Origin of the sequence: Arcticibacter sp. MXS-1 (assembly GCF_041902385.1) — a bacterium.
Lineage (GTDB): Bacteria > Bacteroidota > Bacteroidia > Sphingobacteriales > Sphingobacteriaceae > Arcticibacter.
In genome coordinates this window covers 1,954,232-1,969,199 of the sequence record NZ_CP169244.1, presented here as the reverse complement: position 1 = coordinate 1,969,199, position 14,968 = coordinate 1,954,232, and the positions used below count along the sequence as shown (strand labels likewise).

Genomic DNA, 14,968 nt, shown 5'->3' with positions numbered 1-14,968 from the left:
CAATTAATAATTTGCTGCCAGTTCCTTTGCTACTTTTTCAAGCACATCGGTAATGCTGTCATCAAATTTACCGGCTTTCAAAGCCTGCAACACTTCCGGATGACGAACTTCCAGTTGTTGCGTATATTCTGCCTCAAACTGCTTTACTTTATTTACAGGAACCTGGCGAAGTAAGCCCTTGGTACCCGCGTAAATAATAGCTACCTGCTTTTCAACAGTCACCGGAGAGAACTGTCCCTGCTTCAGGATTTCCACGTTACGGGCACCCTTATCAAGTACAGACCGGGTAGCAGCATCGAGGTCAGATCCGAACTTAGCGAACGCTTCAAGTTCACGGTACTGAGCCTGGTCGAGCTTTAATGTACCTGCTACCTTCTTCATTGACTTGATCTGCGCATTACCACCCACACGTGATACCGAAATACCTACGTTGATAGCCGGACGAACCCCTGCGTTGAACAGGTTTGATTCAAGGAAGATCTGACCGTCGGTAATTGAAATTACGTTGGTTGGGATATAGGCAGATACGTCACCCGCCTGGGTTTCGATGATAGGAAGCGCTGTTAAGGAACCTCCGCCTTTTACCAGGTGCTTGATTGACTCCGGAAGGTCGTTCATCTGCCGGGCGATCTCGTCAGAGGAGTTGATCTTCGCAGCTCTCTCAAGAAGACGGCTGTGCAGATAGAACACGTCACCAGGATAAGCTTCGCGGCCTGGAGGACGACGGAGTAATAAAGACACTTCGCGATAAGCCACAGCCTGCTTTGACAAGTCGTCATAAATGATCAGGGCAGGACGTCCGGTATCACGGAAGAACTCACCAATTGCAGCACCAGCGAATGGAGCAAAGAACTGCATAGGAGCCGGATCAGAAGCTGAAGCAGCAACTACAATGGAGTAAGGCATAGCGCCGTTCTCTTCAAGCGTACGTACAATGTTCGCTACGGTAGAGTTCTTCTGACCAATAGCTACATAAATACAGTACACGGGCTTGCCTGCTTCGTAAAATTCTTTCTGGTTAATGATGGTGTCAATACAAACGGCAGTCTTACCAGTCTGACGGTCACCAATCACCAGCTCACGCTGACCACGACCGATCGGGATCATCGCGTCAATCGCCTTGATACCCGTCTGCAATGGCTCATTTACCGGCTGACGGAAAATTACCCCTGGCGCTTTACGCTCGATAGGCATCTCGTAAGTTTCACCGGCAATAGGGCCTTTACCATCGATAGGCTGACCAATTGTATTTACAACACGGCCAAGCATGCCATCTCCTACACGGATAGAGGCAATTCTCTTGGTGCGCTTTATAGTGTCTCCTTCTTTTACATCTTCTGTCGGACCTAACAATACCACACCCACGTTATCCTCTTCAAGGTTCAATACAACACCCTGCAGTCCGTTATCGAATTCAACCAGCTCTCCTGATTGAACTTTGGTGAGGCCGTATACCCGGGCGATACCATCGCCTACCTGTAGCACGGTACCTACTTCTTCAAGCTCGGCCTCTGATTTAAAGCCGGACAATTGCTGACGCAATATCGCCGAAACTTCATCTGGTCTTACCTCTACCATAGTTTTATTTAGTTTTTTATTTTTTACTTTATTTAATTGCTGTCTTTACGCATCTTCCGTGCTGCTTACACGGAAACTTTTTGTGCAAATTCTTTTTTAAGCTTATTCAGGTTGTTCACAAGACTTGCATCGAACTGCCTGTCGCCAACCTTTAAAACGAATCCGCCTATCAAATCTTTATCAATCTTTGTTTCGAGCATTACCTGGCTGCTGGTTGCACTCTTCACCACCTCTTCTATTGCCTTTAAATTGGCAGCGCTCAGAGGAGCAGCAGACGTGACAGTGGCCTTTACGATGCCTTTGCGCTTATTATATTCGTTCATGAATTCCTTAGCAGTGGAATAAAGAACTTCAGCTCTTCCCTTATTGACCATGATCCTGAAAAAGGCAAGAACCACCTTATTAAAGTTCGATCCGAACAAGCTATCGAGGATGGCAAGTTTCTTATCAGGATTAATGATCGGGTTTCTAAGGATAGCAGCTAACTGCGCATTGCTTTTTACAACCTGCAGAAATGATTCTATATCAGATTTAATAGGCTCAAGCGCATTTTGCTCTTCAGCTAAATCTATCAGCGACTTGGCGTATCTTGATGCTACTTGTATTTCAGACATCTTCTCGTGTTGTAAGTTGTAAGTTGTAAGTTGTAAGGGATGGCATACGGGACTTAGAACCTATAACGTATTTCTTAAAACTTGACTTAACTCAGCTTCACTTCCTTCAGCAGATCAGCAACCAAAGCTTCCTGCTTAGCCTGATCCTCAAACTGACGGCGCAAAACTTTCTCTGCAATTTCGAGGGACAGCGAAGCCACCTGACCCTTCACTTCGTTCAGAGCGGCAGTTTTCTGGCTATCGATCTCCAGTCTTGCTTTCTCGATCATCTTGGCGCCTTCTGCCTGAGCACTGGTTCTGGCCTCAGCAATGATTTTATCTTTAAGGTCTTTTGCCTCTTTCAGAATCTGATCACGTTCAGCGCGCGCTTCCTTCAACAGCGCCTCATTCTCACTGGTTAAACGGGCCATCTCTTCCTTAGCCTTCTCAGCAGAAGCGAGAGCATGTTCAATAGAACGCTCGCGTTCGTTAATAGAATTTAAGATTGGCTTCCATGCAAATTTTGCCAGAATCAGTAAAAGCAGGATGAAGGCCAAAGCTGACCAAACTACAAAGCCGAGGTGGTGATTCAATATACCCTCAAATAATTCTCCCATTTTTCTATCAGATTTTTGTGTTGTTTCGTTGTAATGAAGGGCCGGAAAAATAACCAATCGTTAATTCTCCGGCCCGTTCTGACCGAAGTCTTTCTACCTTACTGAGCGCTGTTACCCAACAAAGCAACTACCACACCGAACAGAGCAACACCTTCTACAAGTGCAGCTGCGATGATCATAGCGGTTTGAATTTTAGAAGCAGCCTCTGGCTGACGGGCAATACCTTCCATTGCTTTACCACCAACCTGACCGATACCGATACCAGCACCGATTACTGCTAAACCTGCACCAATTGCAGCGATTGAACCTACCATAACTGTTATTTATTTATATAGTTAAAAAATGTTTTCAGATTAGATTAATGATGATGTTCCTCAACGGCCGTACCAATGAACAGCGCTGTCAGCATCGTAAAAATAAAGGCCTGCAGAAATGCAACCAGCAACTCAAGCACATCCATGAACAGGACGAACGCTACTGAAACAGGAGCAATTGCGATAGACTTGAAAATGAAGATCAAAGAGATCAAGCTCAGAACGATGATGTGGCCTGCAGAAATATTAGCATACAAACGAATCATCAGAGCGAAAGGCTTCGAGATCACACCGATAATTTCTACAGGGATCATGATCGGATACAACCACCATGGCACATCAGGAAGCAGGATATGTTTCCAGTAGTATTTGTTCCCGCTGAAGTTCACAACCAGCAGCACTACGAACGCCAGAAAGAAGGTCATGAAGATATTACCGGTAACATTGGCACCTCCCGGGAATACCGGAAGTAAGCCCATCAGGTTGTTGATCCAGATAAAGAAGAACAGGGTCAGAAGCAAAGGCATGTACCTCGCATATTTGTGACCGATGTTCGGAACTGCGATCTCGTCGCGTACAAATAGGATCACTGGTTCGATTAGCGACTGGAAACCTTTAGGCGCCTTTCCTTCACGTTTCTTATAGGAAGAAGAAACAGAGGTAAAGATGAGGATAAGCAGAATAACTGCAATCCATAATGCCGCAATGTTCTTGGTGATCGAAAAGTCGTAGATATGAGATGAGGCCTCTTTGTCTACATTGCCAGAGGCATCAACAGCAAACACTTTATCTTCAACCAGCTTATAAGTATAATACTTGCCCTGATACGCTTCTTCTCCATGATGAAACTCAGCAGAGGAAAAAGTTTCAAGACCCTTATCGGTAATTAAAATGATCGGAAGAGGCAGCGATGTATGTCCCCATAAATGCCAATAGTGAGAGTCAGCAATGTGCTCCATAATAACAGCAGTAGGGTCAAATTTTTCTTCGCCGTGACTGCCTTCTACATGTTCAACACCCGGAACCTGGGCATCACTTTCAACCTTGGAGGTAAAAGTGGTGTCGTGGTCGTGCCCCTGTGCTCGTAAGCCGAAAACGTTAAGCAAAATAAATAAAAGAGCGAGAGCCGCACTTATCCCTGTTTTTCTTGGTTTTAAAATATCGCTAAAATCCATTTAATGCGTGATTATTTCGATTTATTTGGGTGGCGCAAGTTAGTTAACAGTGCCCACATTTCAAAGGCACTAAAAAAGAAATATGTGGAAATAAAATCAATGACGAAGATCATTTTATCGACATTAATTTTTGTAAGATAGATCAGTGCGAAGGACATGGCCACCAGAAGTTTGACGATCATGGCGCCAAGTGTTGAATAAATGGAAAAATCACCACCTTTTTTTATCCCAATCCAGGAAAAGACAAAGGCCGACCAGGTAAGTACAGCCAGAAATGAGAAAACAAGCCAGTATCCGGGCATGATCCACTCCTCTCCTTTTGTTCTCTCCAGATAAAATGCAACAGCTCCCAGCAGGGATACGTACAATGCAAAAAAAGAGTAAATCTGACTGCGTTCACGATTTGTTCTTTTTAACCGAGCGGATGACCAGATAAAGGGAAGCAAACACACCTGCAAGACTAAAAAACGCAGTATACAAAGGTGTTTTCGAAGCCTGGCTTTCGTCAATCTTATGGCCGATAAAAGCAAATACCCCAATAACGGCAATCATCTGGAAACCTAGCCCCGTATAGTAGGCATAGCTGTTGAGCACCCTCTTTCCCTCTTCAATTTTTTGATCCTTATCAGACCTCTCCCGTTCTGGCATATATTTATCATGTTAGTTGACAGGGCAAAGTTAGAACTTTGGCTAAAAAAGACGGGCTCGTCCAATAATATTATTCCCCCCTTTACACCTGCGGCTGCAGTCATTTCAGAATTTTTTACAATTAATCGTAAACATTCCTCCTGTTTTTCGTACAAGTGAAGCAGCGGGCACCATATATCTGAAAATGGTATGTTTGCATGACGCTTATTTTCTATTATTAAACGCTTTTAATGTGAAGAACATCTGTCTTTTACGATACATTTTAGTCCTGACAGCGGGGCTTTTTTGGGTTGCATGTAAGACTCAGAAAGAGACTGCAGTAAACAGAGGCATGCAAAACCTGACTGCCCGCTACAATATACTTTACAATGCACGCCTGCTCCTGGAGGAAAGCGAAAGAAATATAGAGGAAAGCTACTTTGATGACTTCAGCAACGTGCTCCCGCTGTACCGGGATCCGGTGATGGAAGAGGGCGGCCGCTCTGCGGAAGCAGCTAATCTGGATTCTGCGATCAGGAAGGGGACCACCATCGCCAATGAGAAAGCACAGAGCAGCTACGTAGATGACGCCTACTATGTCATCGGAAAAGCAAACTTTCTGAAGGCCAACTATTATGATGCCGCCGAGTTCTTCTCCTATGTCATCAAAAATTATCCGCAGGAAAAGGAGCTCCGTTTGTCATCCCTGGCCTGGAAAATGCGGGCCCTGATGCAGTTGAATTATATGGAGGACGCCTCTCATACGCTCGACTCGGCGCTCAGATATTTCGATCCTTCAGCCAGGGCTGCTACCGAAGTTTATGCCGCCCATGCACAGCTCCTCATAAAAGAAGGAAAAGAACGGGAGGCCATTGACGTGTTAAAGAAAGCCATCGAAGGGGCTTCAGGAAAAAAGAAATTACGCTGGACATACATCCTTGCACAGCTGCAGGAAAGAACAAATCAGCAGCAGGAGGCATTCATCAATTACGGCAGGGTTGAAAAAAGCAACGTTTCCTTTGAGATGTCATTCAACGCCGGACTGAACAGGATCCGAATGACAGGCGAAGATGCATCCGCCAAATCGGGCAGAATTGCAGCTTTACGCTCGATGCTGAAAAGCGATAAATACAGGGAGTTTAACGACCAGATCTATTATCGGATAGGCGACCTTTTCATGGAGAGGCAACAGACCGATGAGGCCATTGCCAGTTATAACCGCGCCACCAGGCAGCAGGGCGGCCGGAATCCGGTATCAAAAGGCTTGTCCTATCTGAAACTTGCCGACATCTATTTCAAAACCGGGAACTATCAAAAAGCGAAAACGTACTACGATACAACCCTTAGCACGCTGCCACAGTCCTATCCGTCCTATGAACAGATCAGAGTGAAGAGCACTAATCTCAATCTGCTTGCCGATCGCTACGGGATCATTGCCCGGGAAGATACGCTTCAGGCCCTTGCAAGAATGGGAGAGTCAGAACGAAACCAGCGTGTCGGTGAGCTGGTACGGCAACAAGCAGACAAGCGTGTGGCTGCGGAAGAAGCAACCCCAGGACCTTTCCTTGCAGGTATAGACAGTCCTGGCGCAGGCCAGCAGGACGGTAAGTTCTACTTTAACAATACGGCGGCTGTAAGTCAGGGATTTTCCGACTTCAAAAGAAGGTGGGGGAACAGACCTTTAGCGGACGACTGGCGCCGTGGCCGCAAGAGTGCTTCCGACGTGACCGAAGCAGGAGCAGCACCCGTGCTGGCAGCCGATGGAAAATCTTCATCTGCGCCACTCACGGAGGAAGACCGGATAAGGGAGTTCACGGGCAAAGTTCCTCTGACGTCAGAAGGGCTGCGCTCGTCTAATGAGAGAAAAGCCGCCGCATACTTTGACATAGCCGGTTTTTACCGCGATGACCTCAAAGACAAAAAAGAAGCGATCGAAACGCTGGAAGACTTGCTGAGAGCGGTTCCAGCGAGCACATTCACCCCGGCCGCCTATTATAATCTTTACCTTCTGTATGGCGAGCTTGACAAAGCGAAATCGGAGGGATACAAAAGCAGGCTTCTGTCTGAGTATCCAGCCTCTACGTACGCAAAAGTGGCAAGTAACCCACGTTATAACCGGGATGAGGATGAAAGACAGACCGCTTTGAACAACGCCTACAAGCAGGTATACGACCTCTACCTCGCCCGGAAATATCAGGAAGTGATTGCCGAAGCCTCAAGAATTGAAAATGTGGCAGGAAGCAATTCGCTCTCCCCTCAGTTTGCGTATCTCAAGGCACTTGCCACAGGGCATACGCAAAAACTGCCTCCTTTTGAGCAGGCATTAAAGGCTATAGCCGACAGCTTCTCAACCGACCAGCTGATCACCCCTCTGGTAAAACAGCACCTGGAGTATGTGGGACGGAACCGAAACGACTTTGCATCACGGCCGACGGCTCTGCTGGATTACAATCCTGACAATATTTTTATGGAACCGGAGCCCTCTCCGGTTATCGCCCGGGTTCCTGTACCTCTTCCTGTTCAACCGGAGAAACAGGCAGAGCCAGCTCCCGCGAACGTGACCGCATCGCGCCCTGAAAAGACTGAAGAAGCTAAAAAGCCGGCGTCTGGCGACAACAAGAAAGAGGAGCCGCGTAAAGAAGAAAAAGCAGAACCGGTAATAGCGGTTCAACAGCCAAAGCCGGCTGAAGAGCCGCAGAAGCAAGTGCCAGACAAAGCAGAACCGGTAACTGTGGCGCAGCAGCCAAAGCGGGCGGAAGAACCGCAGAAGCAAACAGAAGCAGTAGCTCAGCCTGCAGGGGTAGGATTAGCAGAATCTAAGCCTGCGGCGGTGGCGGCAAGACCGGGGAAAACATATGCAATGCCTGAAGCGGCAGAATACTACTTTGCAGTGAACGTATCAGGAGCAGAACTTGATCTCAGCCCCTCCCGCTTTGGTATCGGGCAGTTCAACCGCTCGAAATTTGCATCCTCCGGAATAAAACATCAATTAAAATCTGTTAATAACGAAAATCAACTGATATTTGTAGGTCCGTTTCAGACTCTTACTACAGCAAGGAACTATGAGCGGAGCATCCTTCCATTAATGAGAGATATTATGAAGGTTGCTTCCGAAAGATATAATACTTTTGTAGTGAGTAAAGAACAACTCGACAAGTTTAATTCTCGCACTTCGATAGAGGAGTATGCAGAATTTTATAAGAACTACAAATAAGTATGCCACAAAAGAAAGCTCAGTTAACAAGAGAAGAAATACGACGTTATACAATCACTTTCTGGAAAATAGTCCTCGGGTGTGTAGCTTTTGGAATTATCCTGATCTTCAGTGTGGGGCTCGGGCTGTTCGGAAAGCTACCCTCCTTCCGGGATCTTGAAAACCCTAAAAGCAATCTCGCTTCTGATGTTATATCCGATGATGGAGTAGTTTTAGGCTCCTACTATGTTCAGAACCGTTCGAACGTCCGTTACGAGCAGATATCACCCAATGTCATCAATGCGCTTATTGCGACCGAGGATGTGAGGTTCTACAGCCACTCCGGAATCGACTTCAAACGAACCTTTACCATCATTTTCTATAACCTCGTTGGGAGGAAGCAGGGTGCCAGTACCATCACGCAACAGCTTGCCCTGAATCTTTTTCAGGAGGAAGGCCGGGCCCATAATGTGCTCAAGCGCTTTATCCAGAAACTTCAGGAATGGATCATCGCCATCAAGCTGGAGAGGAACTATACCAAGGAAGAGATCATCACCATGTACCTCAACACCGTTGACTTTGGCTCCTACAATAGCTTCGGCATCAAATCGGCTGCTCAGACCTATTTTAACACCACCCCCGACAAGTTATCGCCGGACCAGGCGGCCTTACTCATCGGGATGCTGAAAGGGCCTTCTTTCTACTCCCCTATAAGGAACCCCGAGCGAGCGCTTGCGCGGAGGAATACCGTGCTGGATAACATGCTGAAAGCCGGATACCTCTCCTCGCCCGAGGCGGATGAGTTCAAAGAAAAGTCGCTTGGACTTAATTTCAGACCGATCAACCATAACGACGGGTACGCACCTTATCTGAGGTCGGTACTAAAAAAAGAGATCCAGAAGATATTCGAGGAGCAGAACATCAGGAAGGCCGACGACACGCCATATGACCTCGACCGTGACGGGCTGAGGATCTATACCACGATCAATTCGCATATGCAGAAATATGCCGAGGAAGCTCAGCGGGAGTATATCCAAACGCTTCAGACCCAGTTCAACCGGGTATGGCGTGGAAGAAATCCATTTAAGGGCGAGGCAGAGATCTTACTCGAGCAGGGCATGAAGCGATCTGACCGCTACAAGGTGCTGAGAGAAGAGGGACTGACTGAAGGAGAAATACTAAAGAACTTTAACACGCCTACGAAAATATCCGTTTTTACGTGGCAGGGCGACAAAGAGATGGAAATCACTCCAATGGATTCTATTAAGTATTACAAGCTTCTTTTAAGGAATGCATTGATGTCAATGGAGCCGCAGACTGGGTATGTGAGGGCATGGGTCGGGGGTATCGACTTTGAACATTTTAAGTACGACCAGGTTAAAATGGGCGCCCGTCAGGTGGGATCTACCGCCAAGCCTTTTACCTATGCCGCGGCGGTGAACAACGGGTATTCACCGTGCTATCAGCTGCCGAATGAGCCGGTCACGATAGACGGCTGGAGCCCCCGCTCTGACCATACAATCCCAGGCTATCTCACCCTTAAAAAAGCACTGGCGCACTCACAAAACTGGATCACGGCCCGGCTGATGCAACAGGTGGGAGCTACAGCAGTGGCCACGCTGACCAAGAAACTCGGTGTTCCGAATGTCCCGGCTTATCCCTCAATCTGCCTGGGAACCTTCGATGCCTCGCTTTACCAGATGGTGGGCGCCTATTCGGCGTTTGTCAATCACGGCGTGTGGACAGAGCCTATCTACCTCAGCAGGATAGAGGACAAGAACGGGAACGTGCTGTATGAGCGAAAGCCGAAGGTGGTAGTGGCACTCGATCCTCAGACGGCCTACGTAATGACTGACATGCTAAAGGAAGTGGTGAATCAGGGCACGGGTGTGCGTCTGAGATATAAATACCGCCTCACCAATCCGATCGGCGGAAAGACAGGTACAACGCAGCGTAATTCAGATGGCTGGTTTATCGGGATCACGCCCCAGCTTGTGACGGGTGTGTGGACAGGAGCAGAAGACCGTGCAATTCACTTTCTTTCCACCAATCAGGGGGAAGGTGCAAACTCGGCCCTGCCGGTATTTGCACTCTACATGAAGAAAGTATATGCAGATCCTACTTTAAAATATACAAAGGGAGACTTTGAACCGCCGAAAGGAGGTTTAACAGTGACAGTGAATTGCGACGCCTATGCGACAAAGCCTGCAGCTGACTCAACCGCAGCCGCTGCTGCGCCCCCGGCTCCGACTCCCTAAAACAAGAGAAACACCGCGTGCGGACTCGCTGACTTCTATTAAAAGCGAAACAAGTCCCTTCTTCCATGTTTGACACAATTTTAACGCCTCGCAGGCCGTTTGACTGTTAACAGTGGCGCGAGTGCCAGATCAACGAACAGGACCTTCAGATGGAGTTTAATTATAGAGAAGCACTGAAAAAGATCCCGGGTAAACCGGGAGTGTATCAGTTCTGGGATGCAACGGAAGAGCTGATCTATATTGGAAAGGCCAAAAACCTCAAAAACCGCGTGACTTCTTATTTCAATAAGGACGCCCTGCGGATCAATGCAAAAACACGTGTTCTGGTAAGCAAAATTGCCAGGATAACATTTACCATTGTAGACACCGAGATTGATGCCTGGCTTCTTGAAAACAGCCTGATTAAGAAGCATCAGCCCCGCTACAACATTATGCTGAAGGATGACAAGACCTATCCCTGGATTGTCATCAAGAACGAGCGTTTCCCAAGAATTTACTGGACACGCCGGATCGTGAAGGACGGCTCTAAATACCTCGGCCCTTATGCCTCGGTGAGCATGATGCACACTATTCTTGATCTGGTAAAGGAGATTTATCCGCTTCGTACCTGTAACCTGCCCCTGAGCAGGGACAATGTAGAAGCAGGTAAATTCAAGGTGTGTCTGGAATATCAGATCGGCAACTGTAAGGGTCCCTGCCAGGCCTACCAGTCTGAGGAAGATTACAACCAGAACATCGAAAACATAAAGGATATTCTTAACGGCAAGACAGGAGCGGTTATCCGAAATGTCAGAACCGAACTCGACAGCGCAGTACAGCAGCTCAATTTCGAGCAGGCACACCGCCTGAAGCGCCAGCTGGACCTTCTTGAAAAGTACCAGAGCAAGTCGACCATTGTTAACTCTTCTATCACGGATGTAGATGTATTTAGCATCGCTTCTGAAGAAAAGTACGCGTTCGTAAATTATCTGAAAGTGATGAACGGTACTGTCATCCAAACCCAGACCCTTGAGCTGAAGAAAAGGCTGGATGAAACGGATGAAGAATTGCTCAGCTTTGCTATCTCAGAGTTCAGGTCGCGTTTTAACAGTACATCGAAGGAGATTATCGTGCCCTTTGACATGGAGGTCAGTGATCCCGGAATCCGCTTTACGGTACCCAAGCTGGGAGAAAAAAGAAATTACTGGAACTGTCGCAGAAGAATGTCAGCTTCTTTAGGAGGGAAAAGATTGAGCAGTATGAAAAGCTGAACCCCGAAGTGAGGACTGAACGGCTTCTCGCTCAGATGATGAAAGACCTTAGGCTTAATCAGCCTCCGCGACATATCGAATGCTTTGATAATTCTAATTTCCAGGGTAAATACCCGGTATCAGCAATAGTGGTCTTTAAGGATGCCAAACCATCGAAGAAAGACTACCGGCATTTCAACGTGAAAACGGTTGAAGGGCCTAACGACTTTGCCACAATGGAAGAGGCGGTATACCGGCGCTACCGGCGAATGCTGGAAGAGGAAACGCCGCTGCCGCAACTGGTGATCATAGACGGCGGAAAGGGACAGCTCTCTGCGGCGCTGAAAAGCCTGAAATTGCTGGGAATAGAAAATCAGCTGACTGTGATCGGAATTGCCAAGAAGCTGGAGGAGCTGTTTTATCCGGGCGATCAGTATCCTTTGTATTTGGACAAAAAGTCGGAGACATTGAAAATCATCCAGCAACTCCGTGATGAGGCGCATCGCTTCGGCATCACCTTCCACCGGCAGAAGCGAAATAAGGGCACTTTGGTTACAGAGCTGAGCAACATACCAGGGGTTGGGAAAACGACAGCCGACAAGCTCCTGCAGGCTTTCAAATCGGTAAAAAAATACGGGAGGCAACGTTAGAGGAACTATCCAGGGTGGTGAACAGCAAACAGGCAGCTGCCGTGATCACTTATTTCCACGCGGAATCCGCCAGGCCTGCACAAGGCAGTCCTGAACTGTAAATACTGTCCTTCTGTCTCGGTCCTTGTTTTACAAAAAATCGAGCCGCATGCACAAGTAGGGATGAGAGCCGATTGAGTGTTCTTTGTAGCCTTTTAAAGAACAACACCCTTTTTCACAAAAAATGCGGCCACCTTTTCAAGCGCGCCGCATTCATTATTATGTATTTCGAGTTTTTTAATATGACCAAAGGTCATGCTCGTAATCAAGGATTTCCTTCTTCACCCGTTCTGATTCGTAAAGTTTATCAATACCCTGTGCATAATCCTTAATCCTTAGATCTTCAGGATTTGACTCCTTAACAATGTAGGACGAGAACAGGCGCTTTAGAAATATATCATCATAGCTGAGACCTGTCGCATCGTTTGATCTGGTTACCACACCCTTTGTAGCAAAGAGATGACGGGCATTCGGGTAATAGATCCAAAATGCTGGCTGCTCGCCAAGATCCTGGCCTGCGGCCTTGATCTTTACCATTGGTGCAATTCCTACAATCCTTGGTTCAAACACGGACCTGTTCTTATCGAAGATCCAGTCTTCCTTGATCTGGAATTTTACCACGCTGTCAGGGTTAAACTCGCCTACTGCCATGTGAGATCCAACCTGCTCTCCATTTGCATTAAAGTCGGGAATAAGAACGCTGTCGGCGAACTTGCTCATCACCTGGTCCGGCTTGAGAACGGTTGAAAAAGCATCACCATTCGGATCATCTTTCGTACTGACCGCGTCGTACGCGGTCATTTCTCCTGACTTAATACCCTCCATGATAATATCAATCAATCGCGCCTTAGGAGAAGCGTAAGTAGCATTCATCTTTTCCCTCAGATCGATCTCCCTCCAGACCCGTTTAGAATACATCACATCGGCCTCTCTGATATACGCAAACGGGGTAGCTTTCGCCTCTTCGATGTTGTTCTTCTTAAAATAACCGTCAACCGGTCTTTCTTTAGGAGCGTCGACAGGAACCGGCGTATTTGAATTATTCAAATCGGGCTTCTGAGCAAGTAGCACCAAAGAGAAAACAGTGAATAAACCCGTTAAATAAACTCTTTTCATAATTGTATTAATTAGCAGTTAACGCTATTGAATTTAAAGCTCGCTGAGAACCATCGGGGCCAACGGCCACAATATTGTCAAAAATCACTCTCGACCCAGGCCCAATTCCGGCTAAGGCTGAACGCATTGCCCCGCTCAGAGTGTTGCCCGATGTCTGAAGAACGATAGCATCGGCGCGAGGCTTGGCAATGATCAAACTGAATCGTGTAACTGAGAACTTTGCATCGAAGTCGAAGCCCTCCAGTATGGCAAATACATTGCTTTGTGCTTTGATAGCCACTGAACTTAATGTACCTCCCGACTTTCCGGCGAATTTGGCAACAGGATCCGGGATCCGTTTTACTCTGAATTCTGTTACGCCTATGGTCTGAACTTTCCCGGGAGCAATTTCTGCCGATACGGATACTCTCGCTTCACCAGGAGAACTTACCTTCACAACGTACTTCCCGTTTGAACCTTGTATGCTTCCGCCTGACATGCTCACACGCAGATTCTCTTTAGGAATCCCAGGAGCGGAGATAGACACCGGATTGGGAACTCCAATATAAAAGACGTTCATCTTATCAGGAGATACAACAGCCGACGGACGGGCAACCTGATACTTCTGAACAGGCGTTGTATACTCTTTATATGTTCCGTCTGTTTGCTTTACGCGTACAGTACCCGACCAGGTAAATACCCCCTCGCGGTTTGTCGAAACGGTGTAGACCCCTTTTCCATCTTTCAACGGAAGGCTTGATCCTCCTACCCTGATAGCTGGACTCGTCTTTGAATCATAAGCAGTCAAAAACACTTCGGCAGTATAGGGCTGTCCCTGGATGACATATGACGTTGGAGCAACGGCCACAGCAGCAAACTTGTCAAGATTCACAACCGCCTGATCCATCTTACCCAGTATCCTTTTCACTACATCTGCCTCTGCATTCTTAATGTCGGCCTGAATTTTCGTAAGGATGGTCATAGCTGCTGTAAGAGGCGTGCCTTCGCCGAAGTTTACTTCCTCCCAGGTTCTTTTGCCTCCAATGGAGTTCTTAGGATCCTCTGCATTCAGCGCTAACGTTACTGTCTGACGTTCCTTGCTGTCAAGAAGGCTCATCAGCTTCTCTCTTGTTTCCCTAATCTTCGCTTTCAACTTAGCGCCTTCCCCTTTGTTTACCATAAGACCAGGAGCAATATCGAGATTATCTCTCGCTTTGAGATCACCGGTTTCAGGGTTATAGCCCTGTCCCTCTGTCACGAACTCCTTCTTTATGTTTTCGATATAGACGTTCAGCTCTTCTGCGATGGCCTGGGCCTGCTTTGCCTTGTCGTAGACCGGCTTTGCTCTCCCTGGCTCTTCTTTAAGTTTTGTACTTTCGAAAGCAGCGAAGAGCTGCTCCACTCCGGTATTTACGTTCGATTTTGACAGCTCCAAGCTATCATTGATGTTCTTAAACGCATTTAATATAGTATCTGAGACATTCAAGGCAAGCATGGCGAGCAATACCAGATACATGATATTGATCATCTTCTGCCTTGTTGTTTCTTTTCCTCCAGCCATGTTTCAATTAGATTATATGCTTTAATTTAGATAAATGAT

11 protein-coding genes and 1 pseudogene are annotated in these 14,968 nt (G+C 47.1%); 3 read left to right on the top strand and 9 right to left on the bottom strand.

The window, feature by feature from the left end; genetic code table 11:
- Nucleotides 1-3: 3 nt before the first annotated feature.
- The 7 genes from atpA to ACES2C_RS08465 form a co-directional block, all read right to left on the bottom strand.
- Entirely contained in the window at nucleotides 4-1,578 is a 1,575-nt protein-coding gene (gene atpA / locus ACES2C_RS08495) for a F0F1 ATP synthase subunit alpha (protein ID WP_374166524.1), read from the bottom strand.
- A gap of 65 nt (nucleotides 1,579-1,643) precedes the next feature.
- Nucleotides 1,644-2,192: an ATP synthase F1 subunit delta gene (gene atpH / locus ACES2C_RS08490; protein ID WP_374166523.1), complete on the bottom strand. Its 549-nt coding sequence runs from the start codon at nucleotides 2,190-2,192 to the stop codon at nucleotides 1,644-1,646.
- An 86-nt stretch (nucleotides 2,193-2,278) separates the two neighbouring features.
- On the bottom strand, nucleotides 2,279-2,788 hold the full coding sequence (gene atpF / locus ACES2C_RS08485) for a F0F1 ATP synthase subunit B (RefSeq protein WP_374166522.1): 510 nt from the start codon (nucleotides 2,786-2,788) through the stop codon (nucleotides 2,279-2,281).
- A gap of 98 nt (nucleotides 2,789-2,886) precedes the next feature.
- The gene (atpE, locus tag ACES2C_RS08480) at nucleotides 2,887-3,102 is read right to left on the bottom strand and encodes an ATP synthase F0 subunit C (RefSeq protein ID WP_374166521.1); all 216 of its coding nucleotides are present in this window, start codon (nucleotides 3,100-3,102) and stop codon (nucleotides 2,887-2,889) included.
- A gap of 44 nt (nucleotides 3,103-3,146) precedes the next feature.
- On the bottom strand, nucleotides 3,147-4,277 hold the full coding sequence (gene atpB / locus ACES2C_RS08475; protein WP_374166520.1) for a F0F1 ATP synthase subunit A: 1,131 nt from the start codon (nucleotides 4,275-4,277) through the stop codon (nucleotides 3,147-3,149).
- An 11-nt stretch (nucleotides 4,278-4,288) separates the two neighbouring features.
- Nucleotides 4,289-4,645, bottom strand: coding sequence for a hypothetical protein (locus ACES2C_RS08470; protein ID WP_374166519.1), 357 nt, complete (start codon nucleotides 4,643-4,645; stop codon nucleotides 4,289-4,291).
- Nucleotides 4,646-4,673: 28 nt separating this feature from the next.
- The gene (locus ACES2C_RS08465) at nucleotides 4,674-4,925 is read right to left on the bottom strand and encodes an AtpZ/AtpI family protein (protein ID WP_374166518.1); all 252 of its coding nucleotides are present in this window, start codon (nucleotides 4,923-4,925) and stop codon (nucleotides 4,674-4,676) included.
- Between the two features lie 232 nt (nucleotides 4,926-5,157).
- Here ACES2C_RS08465 and ACES2C_RS08460 point away from each other — a divergent pair, with 232 nt between their 5' ends.
- The 3 genes and pseudogenes from ACES2C_RS08460 to uvrC all read left to right on the top strand — a co-directional run bounded on the left by ACES2C_RS08460 (nucleotide 5,158) and on the right by uvrC (nucleotide 12,335).
- Entirely contained in the window at nucleotides 5,158-8,118 is a 2,961-nt protein-coding gene (locus tag ACES2C_RS08460) for a tetratricopeptide repeat protein (protein ID WP_374166517.1), read from the top strand.
- Between the two features lie 2 nt (nucleotides 8,119-8,120).
- Nucleotides 8,121-10,355 (top strand): penicillin-binding protein 1A, encoded by a 2,235-nt coding sequence (locus tag ACES2C_RS08455; protein WP_374166516.1) that lies wholly within the window; start codon nucleotides 8,121-8,123, stop codon nucleotides 10,353-10,355.
- 149 nt (nucleotides 10,356-10,504) lie between these two features.
- Nucleotides 10,505-12,335, top strand: a pseudogene (uvrC, locus tag ACES2C_RS08450) (excinuclease ABC subunit UvrC).
- Nucleotides 12,336-12,510: 175 nt separating this feature from the next.
- On the opposite strand, the gene gldN reads toward uvrC, so the two are convergent.
- Together gldN and gldM are read right to left on the bottom strand one after the other, a co-directional pair.
- Nucleotides 12,511-13,389 carry a gliding motility protein GldN gene (gldN, locus tag ACES2C_RS08445; protein WP_374166515.1) on the bottom strand — a complete coding sequence of 293 codons (879 nt, stop codon included), beginning with the start codon at nucleotides 13,387-13,389 and terminating at the stop codon, nucleotides 12,511-12,513.
- Nucleotides 13,390-13,396: 7 nt separating this feature from the next.
- The gene (gene gldM, locus ACES2C_RS08440; RefSeq protein ID WP_374166514.1) at nucleotides 13,397-14,929 is read right to left on the bottom strand and encodes a gliding motility protein GldM; all 1,533 of its coding nucleotides are present in this window, start codon (nucleotides 14,927-14,929) and stop codon (nucleotides 13,397-13,399) included.
- Nucleotides 14,930-14,968: the final 39 nt, after the last annotated feature.

Excerpts from the sequence above, each read along its gene's own strand:
- atpA (WP_374166524.1), bottom strand. The coding sequence starts at position 1,578 with ATGGTAGAGGTAAGACCAGATGAAGTTTCGGCGATATTGCGTCAGCAA.
- atpH (WP_374166523.1), bottom strand. The coding sequence starts at position 2,192 with ATGTCTGAAATACAAGTAGCATCAAGATACGCCAAGTCGCTGATAGAT.
- atpF (WP_374166522.1), bottom strand. The coding sequence starts at position 2,788 with ATGGGAGAATTATTTGAGGGTATATTGAATCACCACCTCGGCTTTGTA.
- atpE (WP_374166521.1), bottom strand. The coding sequence starts at position 3,102 with ATGGTAGGTTCAATCGCTGCAATTGGTGCAGGTTTAGCAGTAATCGGT.
- atpB (WP_374166520.1), bottom strand. The coding sequence starts at position 4,277 with ATGGATTTTAGCGATATTTTAAAACCAAGAAAAACAGGGATAAGTGCG.
- ACES2C_RS08465 (WP_374166518.1), bottom strand. The coding sequence starts at position 4,925 with ATGCCAGAACGGGAGAGGTCTGATAAGGATCAAAAAATTGAAGAGGGA.
- ACES2C_RS08455 (WP_374166516.1), top strand. The coding sequence starts at position 8,121 with ATGCCACAAAAGAAAGCTCAGTTAACAAGAGAAGAAATACGACGTTAT.
- gldN (WP_374166515.1), bottom strand. The coding sequence starts at position 13,389 with ATGAAAAGAGTTTATTTAACGGGTTTATTCACTGTTTTCTCTTTGGTG.
- gldM (WP_374166514.1), bottom strand. The coding sequence starts at position 14,929 with ATGGCTGGAGGAAAAGAAACAACAAGGCAGAAGATGATCAATATCATG.